Below are 19,452 nucleotides of genomic sequence, written 5' to 3' on the forward strand. Positions count from 1 at the left end.
GGGCCTCCCGGGGCGCTTGAACATCCGAGGCTCCGGCTAAGGTGCGGCCGCCACGTCCAGGATGGTGCGGATGGTTTCCTCCTGGGCAAGGATCCGGAAGTGGCCCGCGGTGTCCAGCTGGATGTTCCGGGCCCCCGGAAGGGAACTGCCTTCCGGGATGTGCGGATCGAAATGCCCGTAAACCGAGGTGATGTGCTCGTTGACGCGTTCCTCGCGGGCGAGCTGCCGGGTAACGGCGCTCCGGGGCGAGAAAGCCCTGAGGCTCGGCACCAGCATGAACGAGGCGTACCGCGAGCCGGAGAACGGCGCGCAGACCGCCACCATGCCGGCGACGCGGCGCTCCGGGTCCAGCTGCATCATCACGAACTTCCCGATCAGGCCGCCTTTGCTGTGCGCAACGATCACGGCGTCCTTGAGGTCGTGGTCCCGGATGTACCCCGCGATCAGGTCCGCCGCCTTGGGCACCGCGCGCCGGTTCCGGCGCAGCAGTGCCACCACATGCACCGGGTGGCCGGCCTCGTGCAGGCGCCGGACCAGGGGCAGCATGAAGCGCCAGTCCTCATACACTCCGGGAATCACGACGACGGGCCGGCGCGGCCCCTCGAGGAACTCCTCCGGCCGGGTCCGCGAGACAGCGCTGAGAACCTGACGCCAAGCTGCATAGACATAGTCCTGCGCCCACCAGCGTGCCGCCCGCAGAAGTCCGCCCCTGCCCTGAGGCTCCGGCCCGTTCACGCTGCCGCCGCCTCGTCCCGGGCGGAGTCCAGGATCACGCGGGCCACTTCGGCGGCGCCGTTGTGCTGCACCACGTGGCCGGACCCTTCGATTTCCACCAACGAAGCCCTGGCCGCCCGTCCAGCCAGCCTGCGGCACCAGTCCGTGGAGGCCACCGGGTCGCTGGCGCCGCGCAGCACGAGGACCGGGACGCTGACGCCGGCGATTCGCTTCTCAATGGGGTAGTCCATCATGACGCGCAGGGTCTTCAGGTACCAGCCTGGGCCGCAGCGCAGGTAGTCCGTCAGGACGAGTGCATTTGAGGAGAAGCTCTCGTGGAATAGGCAATCCCGCCCCAGTGCCAGCGCCTGCTGAAGCACCGTGCGGCGCTGCGGATCCGTCACCGGGCCCATCAGGACCAGCTGGGGCACCCTGCCAGGCTGCTGCAGGGCCGTCTCGACGGCGAACTGGGCGCCCATCGAGTGCCCCACGAGCACAAACTCCAGGACCCCCAGCTGCTCCAGGGCACCAAGGATGTACGTGGCATGGTCGGCGACTGAAAGCGTGTTCTCCGGCCGTGGGGTGGTGCCGAAACCTGGGAGGTCGATCGAGTAGGTGTCGACGGTTTCCGCCAGCAGCCCGTGCAGCCGGCGGAGGTAGCGGTGCGAGACTCCGATTCCATGGACCAGCACAATGGGCGGGCGCGGGGGCTCGAGGCCCCCAGGCGCTTTGGAGACAAAAACGTGGCCGAGGTGGCCTGCAGCCTCGATTTCGAAGCGGTCGGGCCTGCTCATGGTGGGCTCTTTTCTTGTCAGCGCCTGGGGTGCACGCCGGTCAGCGTCCAGTAAGCATACTGACAGATCCGGCCCCTCAGTCGTCGCGCTGGTCCCGTTCGGTGAACTCCTCGTCGAGGTCGTAGTGCCTGAACTCGGTCTCCGGGTGGGGTCCGTCCTCCGACAGATACTCGTGGTTCAGCTGGCGCTCGACCTGGCTGTCTAGGACCTGCAGGTCCTTGTCCTCCACCTTGCTGAGGTCCTCCGGGAACTCGTCCTCGGGTGTAAGACGGAGCTTCTCGCTCATGGCCTGCCCCCTGCTGCCTAGGACTGGCCCGGTTCGGAGCCGACGTTGACCAGCCAGTCGGTTCCGAACTTGTCGGTGCACATGCCGAAGACGTCACCCCACGGCGACTTCTCCATCGGCACTGTCACGGTTCCGCCTTCGGCGAGCTTGTCAAAGTAGCCGCGCAGTTCGGCCTCCTCGGAGCCGCTGAGGGACACCGAGATGCTGCTGCCGGGCGAGTAGTCCATGCTGTTGGGCGTGTCCGCGCCCATAAGCACCATGCCGTTGTCCGTCTGCAGCATGGCGTGCATGATCTTGTCCTGCTCAGTGGCATCTTCGCTGGCGTTGTACTCGCCGAACGAGCTCATGGTGAGCTCCCCGCCGAAGACCGACTGGTAAAAGGCCATGGCTTCCTTCGCGTTGTCGCGGAAGCTCAGGTACGGGTTGAGCGTGGTCATAACCGGACTCCTTGCAGCTCAGGACGCCGGCCCGGATGCCGTGCTGCGGCTGCCGGCGCACGTGTACATGGCCATCCTGCCGCAAATCCGGAGTCCAGGGTAGGTGCCGGGCGGGAGCGTCCGCCCCTGCCCGGCCCCTGCCGATCCTTAAGCCGTCTGGCCGGCGTGTTCGCCTTCTGCGATCTCCTCGAGCAGCTTGTCGTTGAAGGCGGGGAGGTCGTGCGGGTTGCGGCTGGTCACCAGGCCCTGGTCCACCACCACTTCCTCGTCGCTCCAGTTGGCTCCGGCATTCTTCAGGTCGGTCTGGAGCGTGTGGTACGAGGTGATGCTCCGTCCGCTCAGGACCCCTGCCTCGATCAGCAGCCAGGGGCCGTGGCAGATGGACGCCACCGGCTTGTGCTGCTCGAAGAACGCGCGGGTGAACGCCTGGGCGTCCTTGTCGGCGCGGAGATGGTCAGCGTTGACCACGCCGCCGGGGATGACCAGGGCGTGGAAATCGGCGGCATTGGCCTCGGCGACGGTCAGGTCGACGTCGAACGTCTCCCCCTTGTCCGTGCCGTCGTAGCCCTGGACCGTCCCGCTCTTCGGGGCCACCAGGGTGGGCACGCCACCGGCCTCCTTGACGGCATTCCAGGGGCTGGTGAGTTCCACCTGCTCCACGCCGTCAGTGAGCAGGAACGCGACTTTCTTACCGGCAATGTTGTGCTGGGACACAGGTCCTCCTCTGACGAGTTTGATGCTGTACAGGTCCAACTCTAGGAAGCCGCAAAATAATAAGCAAGCTGATGATATTCCCTCTGGCCAGGGCATTGCGGCCTCGCTAGGCTGGCGGGAGGACTGCTAGCGACGAAGACTGCTACCGAAGAAGAGGCCGTCATGGACGAACAACGCATCCTGGATCAGATCTCGGCGCTGGTCGAGGAGGAGCAAGCGCTCCGCGAAAAGGCGCCGTCCTCTTCCCCGGACTATGAGCACGGCCCCGAGCACGCCCGGCTGCAGCGGATCCAAGAGGACCTGGACCAGTGCTGGGACCTTCTGCGGCAGCGCCGGGCGAAGTCTCAGTACGGCGAGAACCCGGACGAGGCCCAGCCCCGCCCCGTGGAGCAGGTGGAGAACTACGAGTCCTGAGCCGGTCAGAGGCCCGGAAGTGCTGACGGGCGGCCTGCCATGCTGATCGCGTTGCTGGGCGACGTCATGCTGGGACGGCTGGTGAACGAGCGGCTGAGACGCGCCCCGGCCGGCTATGTCTGGGGCGACACCATGTCCGTGCTGGGCCAGGCGGACCTCACAATCGCCAACCTCGAATGCGTCCTGGCCGCCGGCGGCGAGCCGGCACCCGGGAAGGTGTTCCATTTCCGGTCCGACCCGAAGAACGTCGAATGCCTCCGCTCCGCGGGAATCGGGATGGTGTCCCTGGCCAACAACCACGTCCTGGACTACGGGACGGACGCCTTCCGCGAAATGCTTCCCGTACTCGACGCGGCGGGCATCCTGCATGCCGGTGCCGGGCTGGACGGAGACGACGCGCGCCGGCCCGCGGTACGCCGGGTGTCCGGGACCGCCGTCGGGCTTATTGCCTTCACCGACAACCAGCCGGACTGGGAAGCGGACCGCGGGCCCGGCGTCTACTACGTTCCGGTGGAGGACCCCGACCGCCGGGTGGCGGAACTGCTGGACCTGGTGCGGCGGACCAAGGCCCGGGTCCAATTCCTGACCGTGTCGGCGCACTGGGGCCCCAACTGGGGCTCGGGGGCGCCCGGCGAACACCGTTCGCTGGCGAGGGCACTGGTGGAGGCGGGGGCCGACGTCGTCTACGGGCATTCCCCGCACATCTTCCGCGGCATCGAGCTGTTCCGGAACAGGCCCATCATCTACAGCGCCGGCGACTTCGTGGACGATTACGCGGTGGACCCGGTGGAACGCAATGACCAGTCGTTTATCTTCCTGCTTGAAACGGACGGCGGCACACCCCGCACCCTGCAGCTGCACCCGACGCTGATCACCGACTTTCAGGTCCGGCTGGCGGGCAGGACCTCCCGGCAGGCCGTGGACCGGATGCAGCGGCTCAGCCGGCACCTCGGGACCGCGAGCGCGTGGCACCCCGACGGCGGGTACCTGGAGGTGCCGCTGTCCCGGGAGGCTGAGACAGGGATCTAACGGGACGGTAACCCGCAGTTAACGCGGCGGTGTGAGACTGGCTCTTCGGACCCACTCGAGACTGACCCCTCCCTGCACGGCAATCCCATCAAGGAGCAGCAGACATGACCAGTCCAGATCACAACCTTTCCGACGGCCCGCAGATCCACGAGGACTCCCAGAACAGGCCGGACCTGAGCAGCACGCACGTCCGCGAGGACGTCGCCATCACCGGCAGGTGCGGGAATGTCCACCTGCCGACGGGCCGGACCTGCGCCCTGCCGGAGCGGCACGAAGGGTCCTGCCATTTCGTGGATCCGACGGACGCGGAGAACCTGGCTGTCCGGTAGGCACGCGCGTCTCGCCGCCGGACAGCGCTGGTTGCCGGGCACGGACCGCGCGTATCCTCGCGGTGTGGACATCGTGGATTTCCTGTCCGCGCGGCTCAGCGAGGACGAAGCCGCGGCACGGACCCTCCTCGGCGATCGGACCCTCTCGAAATCCGGCGCCTGGTACGAACAGCGCCTGCTGCTCGAATGCGAGGCCAAACGGCACCTGATCCGCATCGTGGAATCCGCCCGGCAGTCAGCCCTGGCGGCGATGGTCAGTGGCTCCGGCCAGGACGCGGTCTGGATTCCGCAATCGCTGGAATGGATGGAGCAGTCGCTGGCCGCGCTCGCCCTGCCCTATTACGACCACCCCGATTTCGACCAGGCCTGGTTCCGCGCCTAGGGCGGCGGGCGGCGCCGATGACGGCACCGCCGACTGCCGGCAGTTTCTTCTTCCAATAATTTTCCAAGGCCCGTGTGAATTATCCATTCGCGGGCCTAAGCTAAGAGCGGGGGGCGCTCATTAGCGAAGTCGCTTAAGGGAGGCCAGTATGTTCAGCCACGTCCGCCGTACGGGATCATCACGCAAAGCGGCCGCAGCCGCGGGGCCGGGCCGGGATCCCGCAAAGGCAGCCCCTCCGAAACACCGGTGGCGCGGATTCATCGGCGGCCTGGCGGCGTTGGGCCTGGTAGTGGGCGGCAGCCTCGCTGCAGCCCTTCCCTCTGCAGGCGCGGAGAAGGAACAGCGCTACATCGTGGTGCTGAAGGACGGCCTCGCTGACGCGGGCGCCGCTGCTGCAACCCAACAGGGCAGCTACGGCCTCAACGTCTCCACGGTGTACCGGAGCGCCGTGACCGGATATGCCGCCACAATGACAGCATCCGTTGCCGCCCGGCTCGCCGCCGATCCGGGCGTTGACTTCGTCACCCTGGCCCGGGAGTTTGAGAAGCCCGCGGACCCCGGACCGGATTCGCAGGTGGCCCCGCTCTGGTGGCTGAGGATGGGCGGGGCCCTTCCCGACGGCAAGAAGCAGTGGAAGCAGGACTCCATCGACGTCAACGTGGCCGTGATCGACAGCGGCATCGATGCCGGCCATCCGGACCTCAATGTCCGCGGCGGCGTGGACTGCTCCTCGGGCTCGCCGTCCGAGGTGACGCCGACGGACGACGTTGGACACGGCACCCTGGTGGCGGGTGTGATCGGCGCCAGGGACAACGACCTGGGCGTGATCGGCGCAGCCCCGGGCGCACCGCTGTGGTCTATCCGCGTGGTGAATGACGCCGGCGTGATCACGGAGGACATGCTCATTTGCGCTATTGACTGGGTGACGGCAACGCGCACCGACGACGACCCGGACAACGACATCCAGGTGGCCAACATCAGCATCGGCGGTCCGGGGACTGAAACCGCCAACTGCGGCAAGGGCACGGATCCGATGCACTACGCTTTGTGCCGCTCCGTCAAAGCCGGTGTCGCTTACGCGGTAGCCGCCGGAAACTCCGGCCAGGACATCGCCGGGTTCGTCCCCGCCACATACGACGAGGTGCTGACCGCTACGGCGATCGCGGACTTCGACGGCAAGCCCGCAGGTCTCGCCGAGCCCCTCTGCGGATCAGAGGACTGGTCGGTGCGGGGCCAAAAGGATGACCAGCCGGCGTACTTCTCCAACTACGCCAGCGGGTCCGAGGACGAGGAGCACACCATCGCGGCCCCGGGCGTCTGCGTAACGTCCACGACGCCGGGCGGCTACGGGGTGGCCCATGGCACCAGTTTCGCCAGCCCCGCCGTGGCCGGCTCGCTGGCCCTGTGCATCAGCAAGGGAGCCTGCGAGGGCTCGGGCAAAGAAGTGATGGCCCAATTCCTGGAGTTGACGGCCGAGTACAACCAGAAGCACGAGGACTTCGGCTTCGAGGGTGACCCGTCCCGCCCCATCGAGGGGCAGTACTACGGCAATCTGGCCCAGATCGCCGAATACTGACGCGCAGGACACCCGCGCAGAGCGCGGCCGCAGGCTAGGAACCGGACCAGACCCGCCGCCACCACCGGCGGCGGGTTTCCGGTTCCTGGCGTGCCTTCTGTTCAGCCGCGGCGGCTGCGAGCGCGGCCCGGCGCTCCTTCCAGACCCGCACCTCGTCCTCGACATCACGGGTTTTGGTGACCACGGGCGGTCCGCCCTGAAGCTGCCGGCGGGCGTTCACCACCCGCGCATTGAAGTCGTCCAGGAGTTCGCGGACCTGCTTTTCGGTGTGCAGTTCACTGATCCGCCCGCCCAGCCCGGCGTCCTCGGTGCGGAGCATAATCGCTGCCGGTCCCATGCCGGTGATGTTTTCGCGCTGGATCAGGCCTTTGACCCACCAGTCGGGATCGTACTTCTCCCCCAGCCCCGGGATAGGCTTGCCGGCGTACTTCAGGTGGTCGAACTTCCCCTGGGCCATGGCGTCGCGGATCAGGTACTCGGCCCTCTGCGCCTCGTCAAACCTGGCGCGCAGTTCCCGGTCCTTCTCTTCGGCCGCGGCCAGCTCTTCTTCCTCTTGGACCGTCATCCCGCTCATCCTGAGCGTGCGGAGTTCGGCCGCGCGCTCCACCCGGTGCCGGAACGCCCCGCCCGATTCGGTGCCCATTGCGTCCCTCCCCTCGCTGCCGTACGGATCCTCCTTTCCAGTATGCAAAGCGAACTCCGGACGGCCAAGGGACGGTCCCCGCAACGGCGCCCTCGCCTCCCGCCAGGGGCCGCCGTCGGGGTGCATGACCAGGGACGTGTACAGGCTGGCCGGGCCGGTGCAATCAGGGCCAATCGGCCCCCGGCCGTCCGCAGGCCCGGTCCAGTACACTTCTGCAATGAGGCTTCTGTATGTTGCAGAAAGTGTGCCGAACCGGGACCCCGTGCACGGCGACGGCAGCTCGATGATTTCCTACGAGGTGCTGCGGAACCTGCCTGCCGACATCGAAGTCACCCTCCTCACGTACTCCGGACCGGCGGGGCTCCCGGAGGACGTGCGCAGCCGCTGCGCAGCTGTGCACATCCTGGCGCCCCGGAGCCGCAACGCGGCGCTGGTTCGGTCGATCGGCGGGCTGGTGGGGCTCGGAAAACATGAACGCGCCACCGCGGAGGCCGTGTCAACCGTGGCCCGGCTGTCTGCGGACAGCGATGCCACGCTGATCCATGGCCCGCACGCGCTTTTCCTCTCCCGCCACGTCCACGGCCCTGTGGTCCTGCAGACAGTGGACCCCTGGTCGATCAGGGCCGGGATGGACACCGCCATTGCGGGTCGCCTGCGGCCGGCGTACCGGGTGCGGGAGCGTCTGGCCCTGCGGGCCGAACGGCGGCTGCCGGAACGGGCCCGCCTACTGACTGTGGGGGCGCAGGACGCGCTGGAATGGTCCCAGCGCCTGGGCCGCCCGGTGCGGAGCATCCCTAACGGGGCCGAGCCGGCCCGCCGCCCGGCCGCCCGCCAGGCCCGCCCCGTGGTCTGCTTCGTCGGCAGCCTGAACTACGGGCCGAACATCGACGCCGCGAAGGTCCTGGTCGGCACCATCGCCCCCCTGGTCTGGCAGCAGGTGCCCGAGGCCCGTTTCGTCCTCGCCGGCCGCCGCCCCGGACCGGAGGTCCTGGCACTGGCCGGACCGCGGGTGGAAGTTCTGGCCAACGTCCCTTCCGTCCTGGACGTCTTCGAGTCCGCCAACGTGGCAGCTTTCCCCGACGAACACGGCGTGGGAATCAGGAACTCGGTCCGTGAAGCGCTGGCCGCCGGCCTTCCCGTCGTCGCGACGCCGGTGGCCGCGCGGGAACAGGACCCGCACCCTTTGCTGACGGTGGAAGAGGACACGGGACGATTCGTGGAGCGCATCGTGGACCGGCTGACGGGGCCCCGGCCTGAGCCGGAAGGGCCGGAAGCCACCGCCGTCCGGACCTGGAAGGCGGTGGCCGACGAATACGTGGAGGAACTCCGCAGCGCGATCCGGCCGGGCAGCGCCGATGTGGCGCTGGGAAGCTCACCGGCATGACATACGCTCCCGGGGAACTGGCCCGCACCGGAGTCCGGGGCGCCATCTGGCAAGGTCTGGCTTTCGCGAGCGGGAGAATCATTGTCCTGGTCACCACCATCGTGCTCGCGCGCCTGCTGTCCCCCGAGGAATACGGCCTGGTGGCCCTGGCCCTGGTCCTCATGGCCTACGCGGACACGATTGCGGACGCCGGCGTGGCACAGGCACTGGTCTACCTGCCGCGCACCGGGGTGATCGCGAGATCTGCCCTGCTGATCTCGGCGGCCCTAGGCACCCTCCTGGGCCTGGCCGCCTACTTTGCCGCCCCTTGGATCGCCGACCTCTTCAGCCTCCCCGACGTGACACCCCTGATCCAGGTCCTGGGAATCTCGGTGCTGGCCACCTCGCTAGGCGCGGTCCCCGAAGCCCTGCTGCGGCGTGACCTGCAGTTCAAGAAGCTCACGGCGGCCCCCGTGATCCGTGCCGCCACCATGGGCACAGTAACCCTCTCCCTCGCCTTTACCGGCCACGGAGCCTGGTCGCTGGCCGTGGGAACCGCGGCGGGGTCCGTGGCCTACGCCGTGACGTGCTGGATCCTGGTGGGCAGGAACGCGCCGTGGCAGATCTGGCGGGTGGGCACGGAGGCCCTGCAGGCCAACCTGAAATACGGCGCACCGGTCGCCGGCAGCAGCCTGCTGGCCCGGCTGATCTTCGACATCGACTACCTCATCATCGGCTTATTCCTGGGGGCGCAGGCGCTGGGCTACTACACGCTGGCCTTCCGGCTCCCCGAGGTGCTGATCATCAACGTCTTCTTCGTGCTGTCCACGGTGCTGTTCCCGCTGTACGCGCAGGTGCGCAACGAGCCGGAACGGCTCCGCTCCGGTTACCTGACGAGCGTCCGGATCCAGTCCCTGTACGGCGTCACCACGGGGGTGGGGCTGGCGGTGGTGGCACCTGTCCTGGTGCCGCTGGTCTTCGGCGAGAAATGGATGGACGCCGTGCTGCCGCTGGTCTTCCTCTCCCTCTACGCCGCGGCCCGTTCCCTGGGCGCCGGCGCCAACGACGTGTACAAGGCCATCGGCCGGCCCGGCCTGTCGATCGGGATCTCGCTGGCCCGGCTCGCTGTCCTGCTTCCGGTCCTGCTGTATGCCACCCAGTGGGGCATCGTGGGCATCGCCTGCGCACAGTTCCTCGCTGCCGTGGTGTTCGCCTGCGGCATGCAGCTCGTGGCCGCCAAGGTCATCCAGCTGCGGGCGCGCGAACTGCTCCGCGCGGTGGCGCCCGGCCTGGTGTGCGGGGCTGCGGTGGCGGTGGTGGGCCTGGGTATCCTGGCGGCTCCGGTCCTGGGCGGGGTGACCGCACTGCTCCTGGTGGTCCCCACGGCCGTCGCGGTGGTCTACGCGATTGTCCGGTTCGGGTTCAGGCCCCTGCACGATGAGCTGATGCAGCTCTTCCGCCGCCACTGAGCCCGCCCGCCGGGCCAGGGTGCCGGGTGCGCCGCATTCAGGCGGGTGCTCAGCTCTCGGGCCGGCGTCCTGTGACGGACCCTGCCGGGACGGCCACAGCGAACAGCCGGAGCGCCAGCGCCGCACGAGCAAGGACTGCCTTGGCCAGGCCGAAGCGGACTCCCTCGTGCTGGGACAGCGTGTCCCGGACCGCCGCGGGGGACGCCACGGGCACGAGGCGGGCAGGGCTGTCCAGTGTGGTGGCGTGCCAGTAGACGTTGACATCCTCGAAGCCGCGCCGCTCAAACGTGCGCTTCCAGCCCGCCAGCGTGCGCGGGCCCTGCCGCCGCAGCAACGACCTCTCCACCTGGACGCACATCCAGCCTCCGGGCTGCACCGCGGCCGACGCATCCTCGAAGAGCGGCAGATCCGGCTCCCTCAGCAGCACCACCTCGAACGAGTTGTCCGGGCCGGCGGGGCGGCCCGCGTCCACGCGGGTCGCGGCGGGGTCCAGGAGGCGGAGCGCCGCGGCCGTTCTCGGGTCAACCGCGCCGCCATAGCCCACGCGGCGCGGCTGGACCGGCAGCAGGAAACGCCAGTCCAGCAGCCGCCACGTGTGCAGGGCGAGGGCCGCGGCGTCGTCCGCTCCGGCGTCAGGGGTTTCTGCGTCGTCCGTTCCGGAGTCGGGGCAGATCCGGTGCCACACCGCCCGGGCGGCCAGCCGCTGGACCACTTCCGGGGACTGGCCGGCGTCGAGGACCAAGGCAGCGGGCAGGGTCTCGGCCAGGCGCAGGTATGCCTGCCGCCACTTTTCCAGGATCTCCGCCGTGTGCTCGCCCTTCCGCGCGAACATCACCTCCCCCGGCACGTCCAGCACCAGCAGGAGGTCCGGGGCGGCGCCGAGCCGCACGGCCAGGGCGTCGGACAGCCCCACCCTGGGCTTGCCGGCGGCGCTGTGGGCCGGCCTCCCCGCCGCAGCATCATCGACGGCGGCGGGGAGCAGGGCGTCGTACGCCACCCGGTCCATCAGCACCACCCGTCCGCGGGCGCGGTGGTACCGGGCGGCCGCCCCGCCCTTGAGGACCCGGAACATCTTCTTGGCGGTCCGTCCGCCCGGGACGCGGTGCAGCCACCCGTCCCAGGGCCCGGCACCCCACATTCCCATGTAGACGTACGCGGTGGGGATGGGGAAATCCGCGCGCAGGCCGTGGAGCAGTGTGGTTTTGCCGGCCCCGTCGGGGGCCATCACCCCCACCACCAGGCCGTGGCCTGGGAGCCTGGGGCTGAGCACGAAGCGCGACGCGCGGTGGGTCAGGGCGCGCAGCGGCGTCCGCACCCGGGCCCCGTCCGTCCAGCCGGAGCGCAGCCGGGCCGCCAGGGCGGGGACGTCGTCGAACCGGTTGGACCGGACCAGGTCCAGCAGCTCCGCGGCCGCACCGGCTCCGCAGCGCTGGTCGAGGTACGCGGCGAGCCGGTCCCCGGAGGACGCGGCGGCGGCGGCAGTCCGGGCAGTGTCCTGGCGCTGCGGCCGGATCTCCCCTTTGTCCAGCGCGAGATGGAGCAGTTGCAGCCACGCCTGGTCGGCCGGGGCGGGCATCCACCAGCCGCCGTCCCGGACCCGGCGCTCCAGGCATTCGGCAGCCAGCGGGGTCCGCCACTGCTGGTAACGCCCGAAGGAAATGTCCGAGACGACGTCCAGCTTCAGCCACAGCCCGCCGTCGTCGTCCTCATAGCCAAAGTAGAAACGGTGGCTTCCGTGCCCGGCAGCGCGCACGCGGCACAACCCGATTCCCGCCATCAGCCCGTCCAGCCCGGGCAGCAGGGCACCCGCCACCAGGATGTCGACGTCGCCGGACGGCCGGGCAAGATCGTCCGCGCCGCGCAGCAGCACCCAGGGCAGCCCTGAGTCGTCGAGCGCCCGGAACGCCCTGGCCACGGCCGGATGCACGGCAGATCGGCCGGTTTGAACCATGTGCGTGAGCCTCCTTGACCGGGCGACCAGGCAGCCGCTGCCGGAACCTTGAAGTGAAGCCTACGATCCGGAACAGGGCGTGTCACCAGTAGCGGGCTCTGGCGCCGGCGCCGGCAGCCTACTCGCGCCGCGGGATCAGCCCACGTGGTGCTACTCGCGCACCGCAGGTCAGAGCGCCGGGAGGACCTGTTCGCGGACCTGCTTGCGGAGGACCTTGCCGAGCATGGAGCGGGGCATGTCCGGAATGGCGACGATCCGCTTGGGGACTTTGTAGCCGGCCAGGTGCTCGCGGCAGTGCGCGCGGAGGGCGTCCTCGTCCAGGGTGGTGCCGGGTTCCAGCTCGACGGCGGCGACCACCATCTCGCCGCCCCGTTCGAGGGTTTTGCCCACGACGGCGGCGTCCTTGACGTCCGCGTGGAGGCGCAGCACCGACTCCACCTCGGTGGGCGAGACGTTGAACCCGCCCGTGATGATGAGCTCCTTGGCCCGGTCCACAATGGTGGTGAATCCGTCGTCGTCCACGGTGACGACGTCCCCGGTGCGCAGCCAGCCGTCGGCGGTGAGGGCCTTCGCTGTTTCCTCGGGATTGTTCCAGTACCCCTGGAACACCTGCGGGCCTTTCAGCAGCAGCTCCCCCGGCTGGCCCGGTGCCGCCTCGGCGGAGGGGTCCTCCAGGTCGGCGAGTTTCATGAGGGTCGAAGGGAACGGTACACCGATGGTGCCGTTGCGGCGTGTGGGGTGGAAGGGGTTTCCCAGTGCCACCGGCGAGGACTCGGTCATGCCGTAACCCTCCACGAGCAGCCCGCCGGACACCGACTCCCAGAGTTCCACCACGTGGTCCGGCAGGTTCATGGCGCCGGAGATGCAGTATTTGCAGGACCGGAGCGAGATGCCCTTTTCCTTCGCGGCCATGGCGGTGCGCTCGTAGATGGGAGGGACCGCGCAGTAGACGGTTGCCGGCGACTTCTTCATGGCGCCCAGCACCAGGTCCGGGTCGAACTTCGGGAAGAGCACCAGCAGGCCCTGCTTGCGGATGCCGTAGGTGAGGTAGAGGGTCATGCCGAACGCATGGAACATCGGCAGGATCGCGTAGAAAATCTCCTTGCCGTACTCCGCCCCGTGCATCCACGCCTCGCCCTGCAGGGCGTTGGAGTACAGGTTGAAGTGGGTGAGCATGGCTCCTTTGGGACGGCCGGTGGTTCCCGAGGTGTACTGGATGGCGGCGAGGTCATTGACCGAGGGGCGGGGGTGGCCGGGGTCGATGCGGCCGTGGCCCAGGAGGTCCTTCCACGGGATGGTGCCCGGCGCCGGCGCGGTGAGTGCGTCGCGGGACTCCCGCACTTTTTTGACAGGCAGGCGCAGGGCGAGGCGTTTGGCGGCGGGGAACGCCTCGAGGAGGTTGACGGAGACAACGTGGTCAATTTCAATGTCGGACGGGAAGTCCCGGATGGCCGCCGCGGCCTTGTCCCAGGTGATGACAACACGGGCCTGGTGGTCCTCGAACTGGTGGCGGAGTTCCCGGGACGTGTACAGCGGGTTGTGTTCGACGACGACGGCGCCGAGACGCAGCACTGCGTAGAAGGCCACAACGTGCTGCGGGCAGTTCGGCAGGAGGAGGGCCACGCGGTCACCGGCGCGGACGCCGAGGCGGCGCAGGCCCTCCGCGGCCCGGTCGACCTGTTCGCCGAGTTCGGTGTAGCTGGTACGGCGGCCGAAGAACTCCAGCGCCGGAGCTTTGCCGGCCTCGGCCACGGAGCGCTCCAGCATCGCAACCAGCGACTCCGTGGGCAGTTCAATCTCGGCGGGGACGCCCGGCTGGTAGTTCTTCACCCATGGCTGCTGGTCCGTGTTCTCCATGGACACATCATTTCGTGAAGTGCCCGCAGGGGCGAATTGCCCGGAGCCCGGGGCCCGCTCAGTTCTGCCCGGCGGCGACGACGTGGCGCCACAGCCAGAAGTCCCGGTCCTCCAGGACGGCCGTCCGCAAGTGGTTGGACCCCGGCGCCGGGTTGTCTTCGCTGGCCAGGCGGTAGGCCAGCGTGGAGGCGGACCGCGCCCACGTCGCGATGACCAGCAACGGGAGCAGGTCCGGATCAACCTCCCTGAGCACCAGGTGTTCGCGGAGCGGTTCCAGCGCCCACCCGCTGGGGCCGAACGCTTTGTCGAACGCCGCCAGCTGAGCAACCCGGGAAAACGCCATGTCCGCCGACTCGCTGAGGTACTGGAGGTAGAAGACGAGGTCGTGCCCAGGCACGCCATACAGCGACGCCCTTTCCCAGTCCATGACCTGGAGCCGCCCGTCCGGGCACACCAGCAGGTTGGGGTGGCTGAGATCGGCATGTTCAAACACGGCCGGCAGCGTGCTGCGCCGCAGGGGGCTCAACAGGTCGTGGGTGCGCTGGACCAGCGCCGGCACCTCGGCGTCCCGGGGCAGCAGCGAGGCGAGGGCCTCCAGCGGGCGTTCAACTGTTCGCTCGTACCAGTCCTGGTTCTCCGGTCCCGTCCGGGTGCACGGCAGCGCGCCCACGAAGTCCACACCGAGGGCGACGGCGCCGGGCAGGTCGGCGGCAACCCGGTGGGGATCCAGCGGCGCGCCGGTGAGTGCGGTCTCCACGAGGGCGGTGCGCTCCCCCACATCCAGGGTCGCCACGACGCGGGGAATCCCCGTCACCTGTCCGCCGCTGCGTGTGCTCAGCTGGCGGAGCATGTCCGCCTCCCGCTGGACTCCTTCGTTGTCGCCGGGGCACCGCGGCACTTTGACCACCAGGCTGGGGCGGCGGGCACCGGCGGTGAACACCAGTCCGACGACGTGGCGGGAGGTGGTGAACTGCGGCGTGATCAGGACGGTGGCCCACTCCGCGCCCAGCCCGGTTTCCGCCAGGCGCCACTCCTCGTAGTGCCCGCGCAGCAGGGAATCGATGAAATTCATCCGTGCCCTCCCGGTTCCGGCGGCGGGGAGCCGGCCAGCTGCCCCCAGACAACCTCGGTGGCCGCGCTCCGGATGGCCGCGCGGGGCTGGGCCGCGTCGAGGACCCGTAGCTCGGCAGCGCCCGCGCCGGGCGGCCGGTCCGCCGCGGCCGGGGCGGCCAGGACAAAGAGCAGGCCGGGTTCCGGTGTGAGCGCGGATGCCAGGGCGGTTCCCATCCGGCCCCCGACGCCGGCACCGCCCGGTTGCCGCCGCCACGTGGCGTCGTCGGGTCCGTCCAGAAGGACCACCCGGCCCCGGAGGCAGTGGTATCGGGCGGCGAGCGCACCGCCGATCCGGGCGGCGAGGCTCCGGCCCAACCGCGCGCCGGGGATCCGCCCGGACTGCCTGACCGGCTGTGCGGGCGCACCTGCGCCCAACCTCAAGTACCGGCTGGGAATGGGAAAGTTCTGTGCCAGTCCTTGCAGCAGGGCCGTCCGGGCCGCGGCGTCGGGGCCGGTGGCGGCAACCACAATCCCCCGGAAGGCGCGCCCCGGGACGGTCGGGCTGTTGAGGCGCAGCACCCTGTTCCGCGCCGCCGTTGCACGGGTACGCAGGGGTGCGTTCCGGGTCAGCGCCGCCGCCATGCGCAGCGCCGGGCCCGGAAAGTCCTCAAAGCTGCCGGACCGCACCAGCTTCAGGAGCTCCGCAGCGGTTCCGGGCCCCACCTGCCGGTCAACGAAGGCTGCGATCACATCGTCGGTGGACGCCAGTGCCCCGGACACCCGGACGGTTTCCATCCGCTCCGGCCGGACGACGCCGCCTTTGTCCAGCATGATGTGCAGGAGCAGGAGCCACGCCTGCTCGGTGGTCGCCGGCAGCCAGACCAGCCCGTTGCGGATCCGCCGCTGCAGGCAGCCCCGGGCCAGGGGGGTGCGCCACTGCTGGAACGGGCCGAAGGAGATCTCCGAGACGATGTCCAGTTTGAGCCACAGGTGCTCAGCGGCGTCGTAGCTGAAGTAGAACCGGTGGCTGCCGTGTCCCCGCGCCACCACACGCCGGAAACCGGCACCTGCCAGCAGCGCGTCCAGTCGTTCGACGCCGGCCTCCGCAACCAGGAGGTCCACGTCGCCGTCGGGACGGGCGAGGTCGTCCTCCCCGCGCAGCAGCACCCACGGCAGGCCCGCCCCGTCAAGGGCCCGGAACGCCTGGGCGATCGAGGGGTGCACGGCCGGTTGCTCGCCGCCCCATTCCCCCGGGTCGGGCGGGCCGCTGCTGGTGGCATCCATCTGGTCCTCCCTTCTGTCGCAGGCAATCATGGGCTAGGGCGCGTAGGCATATTGCACGATCCAGTCGACTTCCAGATGCCCCGAGGTTTCCGGTTTGGGCGGGTCCTGGTCGGCCCCGTCTTTTGTCTCGGCCTGCAGCGTCCACCGCATGTTGGTGGTGGGGACGCCTTCCGGCATGGTGGTCTCGCCGACGAGTTTGCCGTCCCAGAACCACTTGACTTTCCCGGGGGTCCATTCCGTCGTGGCGACGTGCCAGTCGGTGGCGTCGGTCGGGGCGTAGTACTTCGTCGGGGGATCAAACCGGGCCGGGCCCTTGAGGGTGGAGTCTTTGATGGCTGAAACGCCGTACATCTTCCCGTTCAGTTCCCCTTCCGGCCAGTCAATCTCGCCCTCGATCCAGTCATCGCTGGTGGGCCAGAGCAGGAACGCGATTTTGTAGCCTGGCAGGGTGTCGGACCGGAACCGGATGGAGTACCGGCCGTAGGTCTGGCCGCGGTAGCCGAAGGGGACGGGGGCCGCCACCCGCGGAATCCCGTCCGCTGTGTGCAGGAAGTAGTCGAGCTTTCCGTTTCGAACGGACAGCACGGAATCCGGTGTGTAGACGCCCATGCCTGAGGTGTCCTCCAGATCGTGGTAGCCACGCATGTCAGCGCCGTAAACGTCGCCGACCTCGCCGGCACGGGCCGGCTCGGTGAAGTCCTGCGCGCCGGTCTGCTTCCAGCCCGGAAGGTCCCCTACCGGCATCTGGGCGGGATCAGGCTCACGTGCAAGGTACACGCCGACCGCGACCACCAGGGCAGCTGCGACGGCCAGCACGGCAACTTTGGCCAGAACTGCGGCCCCGCCGGCCAAGCTAGCCGGTCTTTCTGATCTCGTAGATCCGGACGGCTCCGTTGTCGAATACATGATCGGCCTTATCCCCTGCGCTGAGCTCCCGCTCCAGCGCGGTGAGAATCTCTGGATCGAACAGGTCGTCCTTGATCGCCTGCGCCCGCTGTGAATCCGAGAAGACGACAAAGATGCGCTCCGGCTTCCAGTTCTTGGTGGCGTAGGCTTCCACGTCCGTTGTGGTCACGTTTCCCCTGGCCTGAATGAACTTGGTCAGCGAAGTGACCGAGCCCCACTCCAGGAAACTGGGATAGTTCGGCCCGATCAGGAGCGGAAAGAACGCATTGGTTTCAAGAATGACGTCCTTCTCCTGCACCCGGGCATCCAGCCATTGCGCGGCGACCACGTCTTCCTTGGGGACACGAAACTTCGCTTCCGCCTGGAAATACACGATCGTGAACAGCACAGCCATGATCGTCAACGACGCCGTGGCACCCATGGCCGCGTTGCGGGTCCGGACGGGACCTGCCCAAAACAGCCAGGCCGCCCCGATCGCCAGCCACGGCATGGCGAAGAGAAACACCCGGAATTTCGCTTCCCCGCCGTAGGACTGGCCCACGAGCCAGAACAACGGCGCGACGGCCAGCCAGGCCACCACCAGGGTTTGCCGGACGTTGCCGCGGAGAAAGTTCCGCACAAAACCGGCCACGCCGAGCAGGCCGACGAAAATGGACAGGGCATCCGGGGCGCGGGACAGCCAGCGGGACGAGTCGTCCAATTCGCTGGCCCGCGCCGGGTCGTAACTCGCGTTCTTGAAAATATCGAACCCGGTGAACAGTCCATATTTGTTGTCGACATAGTCGAGGTTCGGCAGCAGGTAGGCGACGGCCAGCACAAACAGCACCGGTCCGACCCACCTGGGCCTGAAGTAACCGAGGAAAAAGAGCGGAAACAGCGCCAGGATGGCCATGTACGGCGTGAGCTGATGGCTGGGAACCGTCACGGCCTGCAGGAAGATGATCGCGGCCGCCGCCGGCAGGACCAAGGCGCGGGAGGAGTGGACTGCCATGGATTCCGGGGCCGCCGTGAGCTTCGGGTTCAACCGCCGTTGCAGCCCCTGCAGCTTCCCTTCCAGGATGGTGGCCAGCCGGATGGGTGTGCCGCGGAGGAACGTCAGAGCGATCAGGCACATCGTCAGATAGAAGCTGTAGGCGAACGCCTGTGGTGAGTAGTAGTTCTGGTTCACCCAGTTGCCGAAGGCGAACACCAGGGCGGCGGTCCAGTAGATCCGCGGGTTTGCCGTGATGGTGCGGGCGATGGCCAGGATGATGACCACGTCCAGCAGGGCGAAGCCGAACTCCGCCCAGGAGGCATAGTCCACGGCATCGCGGTAGCCGATGACTTCGCCCATAAAGGCGCTGACCGAGAAGAACCCCGGCCACCGGTTGTAGATGTCGATCAACGGATCCACCTGGCCGTGGGCCCCGATGTAGTTCGTGACGGCGATGTGTTTGTAGGACCAGGGCAGGCGCGGAACGCTGACCACCATGGCTGGAGAGGCGTAGAGTACGGCCACCAAGCCGGTGGTGGCCGCCGCCAGAAAGACGTTGGATGCCATCTTCCGCGCCGCAACCGCCCAGATGCACAGCCCCACGACGGCGGCAACGGCGACGTACCAGAGCGGGGGGAACGTGCTTAGCAGGCCCCGGTCTCCGATCAGGTCTTCCCCCGTCACGGACAGCGCCACACCCCATGCCAGCATTGCCAGCGCAAGAACGGCCCACGGCACGTAAGCGGAGCGGCTCCGGCCCCGGAACACCTCCAAGGTCCGTACCGACTGCCAGTCGAGCCGGTGCCGTTGGACCAGCTGCCCGAACATGGCATGGCGCCCGGTACCGATCCCGGGCGGGAAGAAAGCGATCAGGATTGACGCCGCGACCAGGATGGCCGCGGCCGCAGGCCGGGGATGCCAGAACCGGGTCCACGCCATGATGAGGGCCACACCGGTGTAGAGCGCTGCACTCATCACGACGGTCCAGACCAGGCGCGCGGCGGGATCGGCGTCGGGAAGCCGTCTCACCAGAACCCAGCCAGGCAGCACCAGGCACCCGGCGAGGGTGACGGGGGCGAGCACCGGTCCGCCCAGGTCGAACAGAATGAGGACAGCCAGCACGACGCCGGCCACCGCCAGACCAAAATCCCAGGGCCTGTCTGCCCGCAGCGCCAAGGCCGGCCGCTTCCGGGATTTGGGAGTGGGTGTTTCGTCTTGCAGTAAGAGACTCATAGGGCTGGTACTTCCTTGATCCATCTGCGGGGACTGTGCAACCGG

Annotated in this window: 19 protein-coding genes; 7 read left to right on the forward strand and 12 right to left on the reverse strand. The window is 68.6% G+C overall.

The genetic code is table 11. The features are described 5' to 3' along the window. Nucleotides 1-36 precede the first annotated feature (36 nt). From ACTWQD_RS14395 to ACTWQD_RS14415, 5 genes are all read right to left on the reverse strand, one after another. Nucleotides 37-735 carry an esterase/lipase family protein gene (locus ACTWQD_RS14395; RefSeq protein ID WP_443196804.1) on the reverse strand — a complete coding sequence of 233 codons (699 nt, stop codon included), beginning with the start codon at nucleotides 733-735 and terminating at the stop codon, nucleotides 37-39. Then, complete coding sequence (locus tag ACTWQD_RS14400; RefSeq protein ID WP_443196805.1) at nucleotides 732-1,508, reverse strand: alpha/beta fold hydrolase; 777 nt, start codon at nucleotides 1,506-1,508, stop codon at nucleotides 732-734. Before ACTWQD_RS14400 ends, ACTWQD_RS14395 begins: the two co-directional genes overlap by 4 nt. Nucleotides 1,509-1,584: 76 nt before the next feature. Then, entirely contained in the window at nucleotides 1,585-1,794 is a 210-nt protein-coding gene (locus ACTWQD_RS14405; RefSeq protein WP_443196806.1) for a hypothetical protein, read from the reverse strand. A 17-nt stretch (nucleotides 1,795-1,811) separates the two neighbouring features. Then, entirely contained in the window at nucleotides 1,812-2,231 is a 420-nt protein-coding gene (locus ACTWQD_RS14410; RefSeq protein WP_443196807.1) for a VOC family protein, read from the reverse strand. Between the two features lie 147 nt (nucleotides 2,232-2,378). Further along, nucleotides 2,379-2,945, reverse strand: coding sequence for a type 1 glutamine amidotransferase domain-containing protein (locus ACTWQD_RS14415; protein WP_443196808.1), 567 nt, complete (start codon nucleotides 2,943-2,945; stop codon nucleotides 2,379-2,381). Nucleotides 2,946-3,107: 162 nt separating this feature from the next. Here ACTWQD_RS14415 and ACTWQD_RS14420 point away from each other — a divergent pair, with 162 nt between their 5' ends. From ACTWQD_RS14420 to ACTWQD_RS14440, 5 genes are all read left to right on the forward strand, one after another. Beyond that, nucleotides 3,108-3,359, forward strand: coding sequence for a DUF2630 family protein (locus tag ACTWQD_RS14420; RefSeq protein ID WP_443196809.1), 252 nt, complete (start codon nucleotides 3,108-3,110; stop codon nucleotides 3,357-3,359). Nucleotides 3,360-3,398: 39 nt separating this feature from the next. Then, nucleotides 3,399-4,388, forward strand: a complete 990-nt coding sequence (locus ACTWQD_RS14425) for a CapA family protein (protein ID WP_443196810.1) — start codon at nucleotides 3,399-3,401, stop codon at nucleotides 4,386-4,388. A gap of 104 nt (nucleotides 4,389-4,492) precedes the next feature. Then, nucleotides 4,493-4,717: a hypothetical protein gene (locus tag ACTWQD_RS14430; protein WP_443196811.1), complete on the forward strand. Its 225-nt coding sequence runs from the start codon at nucleotides 4,493-4,495 to the stop codon at nucleotides 4,715-4,717. A 64-nt stretch (nucleotides 4,718-4,781) separates the two neighbouring features. Next, on the forward strand, nucleotides 4,782-5,099 hold the full coding sequence (locus tag ACTWQD_RS14435) for a DUF6221 family protein (RefSeq protein WP_443196812.1): 318 nt from the start codon (nucleotides 4,782-4,784) through the stop codon (nucleotides 5,097-5,099). Nucleotides 5,100-5,247: 148 nt separating this feature from the next. Further along, nucleotides 5,248-6,675, forward strand: a complete 1,428-nt coding sequence (locus ACTWQD_RS14440) for a S8 family serine peptidase (RefSeq protein ID WP_443196813.1) — start codon at nucleotides 5,248-5,250, stop codon at nucleotides 6,673-6,675. 34 nt (nucleotides 6,676-6,709) lie between these two features. On the opposite strand, the gene ACTWQD_RS14445 is transcribed toward ACTWQD_RS14440, so the two are convergent. Continuing rightward, the gene (locus ACTWQD_RS14445; RefSeq protein WP_443196814.1) at nucleotides 6,710-7,318 is read right to left on the reverse strand and encodes a J-domain-containing protein; all 609 of its coding nucleotides are present in this window, start codon (nucleotides 7,316-7,318) and stop codon (nucleotides 6,710-6,712) included. Nucleotides 7,319-7,535: 217 nt separating this feature from the next. Here ACTWQD_RS14445 and ACTWQD_RS14450 point away from each other — a divergent pair, with 217 nt between their 5' ends. Continuing rightward, nucleotides 7,536-8,702, forward strand: a complete 1,167-nt coding sequence (locus ACTWQD_RS14450) for a glycosyltransferase (RefSeq protein ID WP_443196815.1) — start codon at nucleotides 7,536-7,538, stop codon at nucleotides 8,700-8,702. Next, on the forward strand, nucleotides 8,699-10,150 hold the full coding sequence (locus ACTWQD_RS14455; RefSeq protein ID WP_443196816.1) for a lipopolysaccharide biosynthesis protein: 1,452 nt from the start codon (nucleotides 8,699-8,701) through the stop codon (nucleotides 10,148-10,150). The genes ACTWQD_RS14450 and ACTWQD_RS14455 overlap by 4 nt, the downstream gene beginning before the upstream one ends. Nucleotides 10,151-10,199: 49 nt before the next feature. On the opposite strand, the gene ACTWQD_RS14460 is transcribed toward ACTWQD_RS14455, so the two are convergent. From ACTWQD_RS14460 to ACTWQD_RS14485, 6 genes are all read right to left on the reverse strand, one after another. Then, entirely contained in the window at nucleotides 10,200-12,101 is a 1,902-nt protein-coding gene (locus tag ACTWQD_RS14460; RefSeq protein WP_443196817.1) for a hypothetical protein, read from the reverse strand. A gap of 168 nt (nucleotides 12,102-12,269) precedes the next feature. Then, the gene (locus ACTWQD_RS14465) at nucleotides 12,270-13,958 is read right to left on the reverse strand and encodes a long-chain-fatty-acid--CoA ligase (protein ID WP_443196818.1); all 1,689 of its coding nucleotides are present in this window, start codon (nucleotides 13,956-13,958) and stop codon (nucleotides 12,270-12,272) included. Between the two features lie 58 nt (nucleotides 13,959-14,016). Next, a complete protein-coding gene (locus ACTWQD_RS14470; RefSeq protein ID WP_443196819.1) occupies nucleotides 14,017-15,030 on the reverse strand; it encodes an aminoglycoside phosphotransferase family protein in 1,014 nt (337 codons plus the stop codon). Next, entirely contained in the window at nucleotides 15,027-16,295 is a 1,269-nt protein-coding gene (locus tag ACTWQD_RS14475; protein WP_443196820.1) for a hypothetical protein, read from the reverse strand. The genes ACTWQD_RS14470 and ACTWQD_RS14475 overlap by 4 nt, the downstream gene beginning before the upstream one ends. Nucleotides 16,296-16,328: 33 nt before the next feature. Next, the gene (locus ACTWQD_RS14480; RefSeq protein ID WP_443196821.1) at nucleotides 16,329-17,147 is read right to left on the reverse strand and encodes a glycoside hydrolase family 16 protein; all 819 of its coding nucleotides are present in this window, start codon (nucleotides 17,145-17,147) and stop codon (nucleotides 16,329-16,331) included. Nucleotide 17,148: 1 nt separating this feature from the next. Further along, nucleotides 17,149-19,407, reverse strand: coding sequence for a hypothetical protein (locus ACTWQD_RS14485; protein WP_443196822.1), 2,259 nt, complete (start codon nucleotides 19,405-19,407; stop codon nucleotides 17,149-17,151). Nucleotides 19,408-19,452: the final 45 nt, after the last annotated feature.

This window comes from Pseudarthrobacter sp. 1C304, assembly GCF_052245515.1.
Taxonomy (GTDB): domain Bacteria; phylum Actinomycetota; class Actinomycetes; order Actinomycetales; family Micrococcaceae; genus Arthrobacter.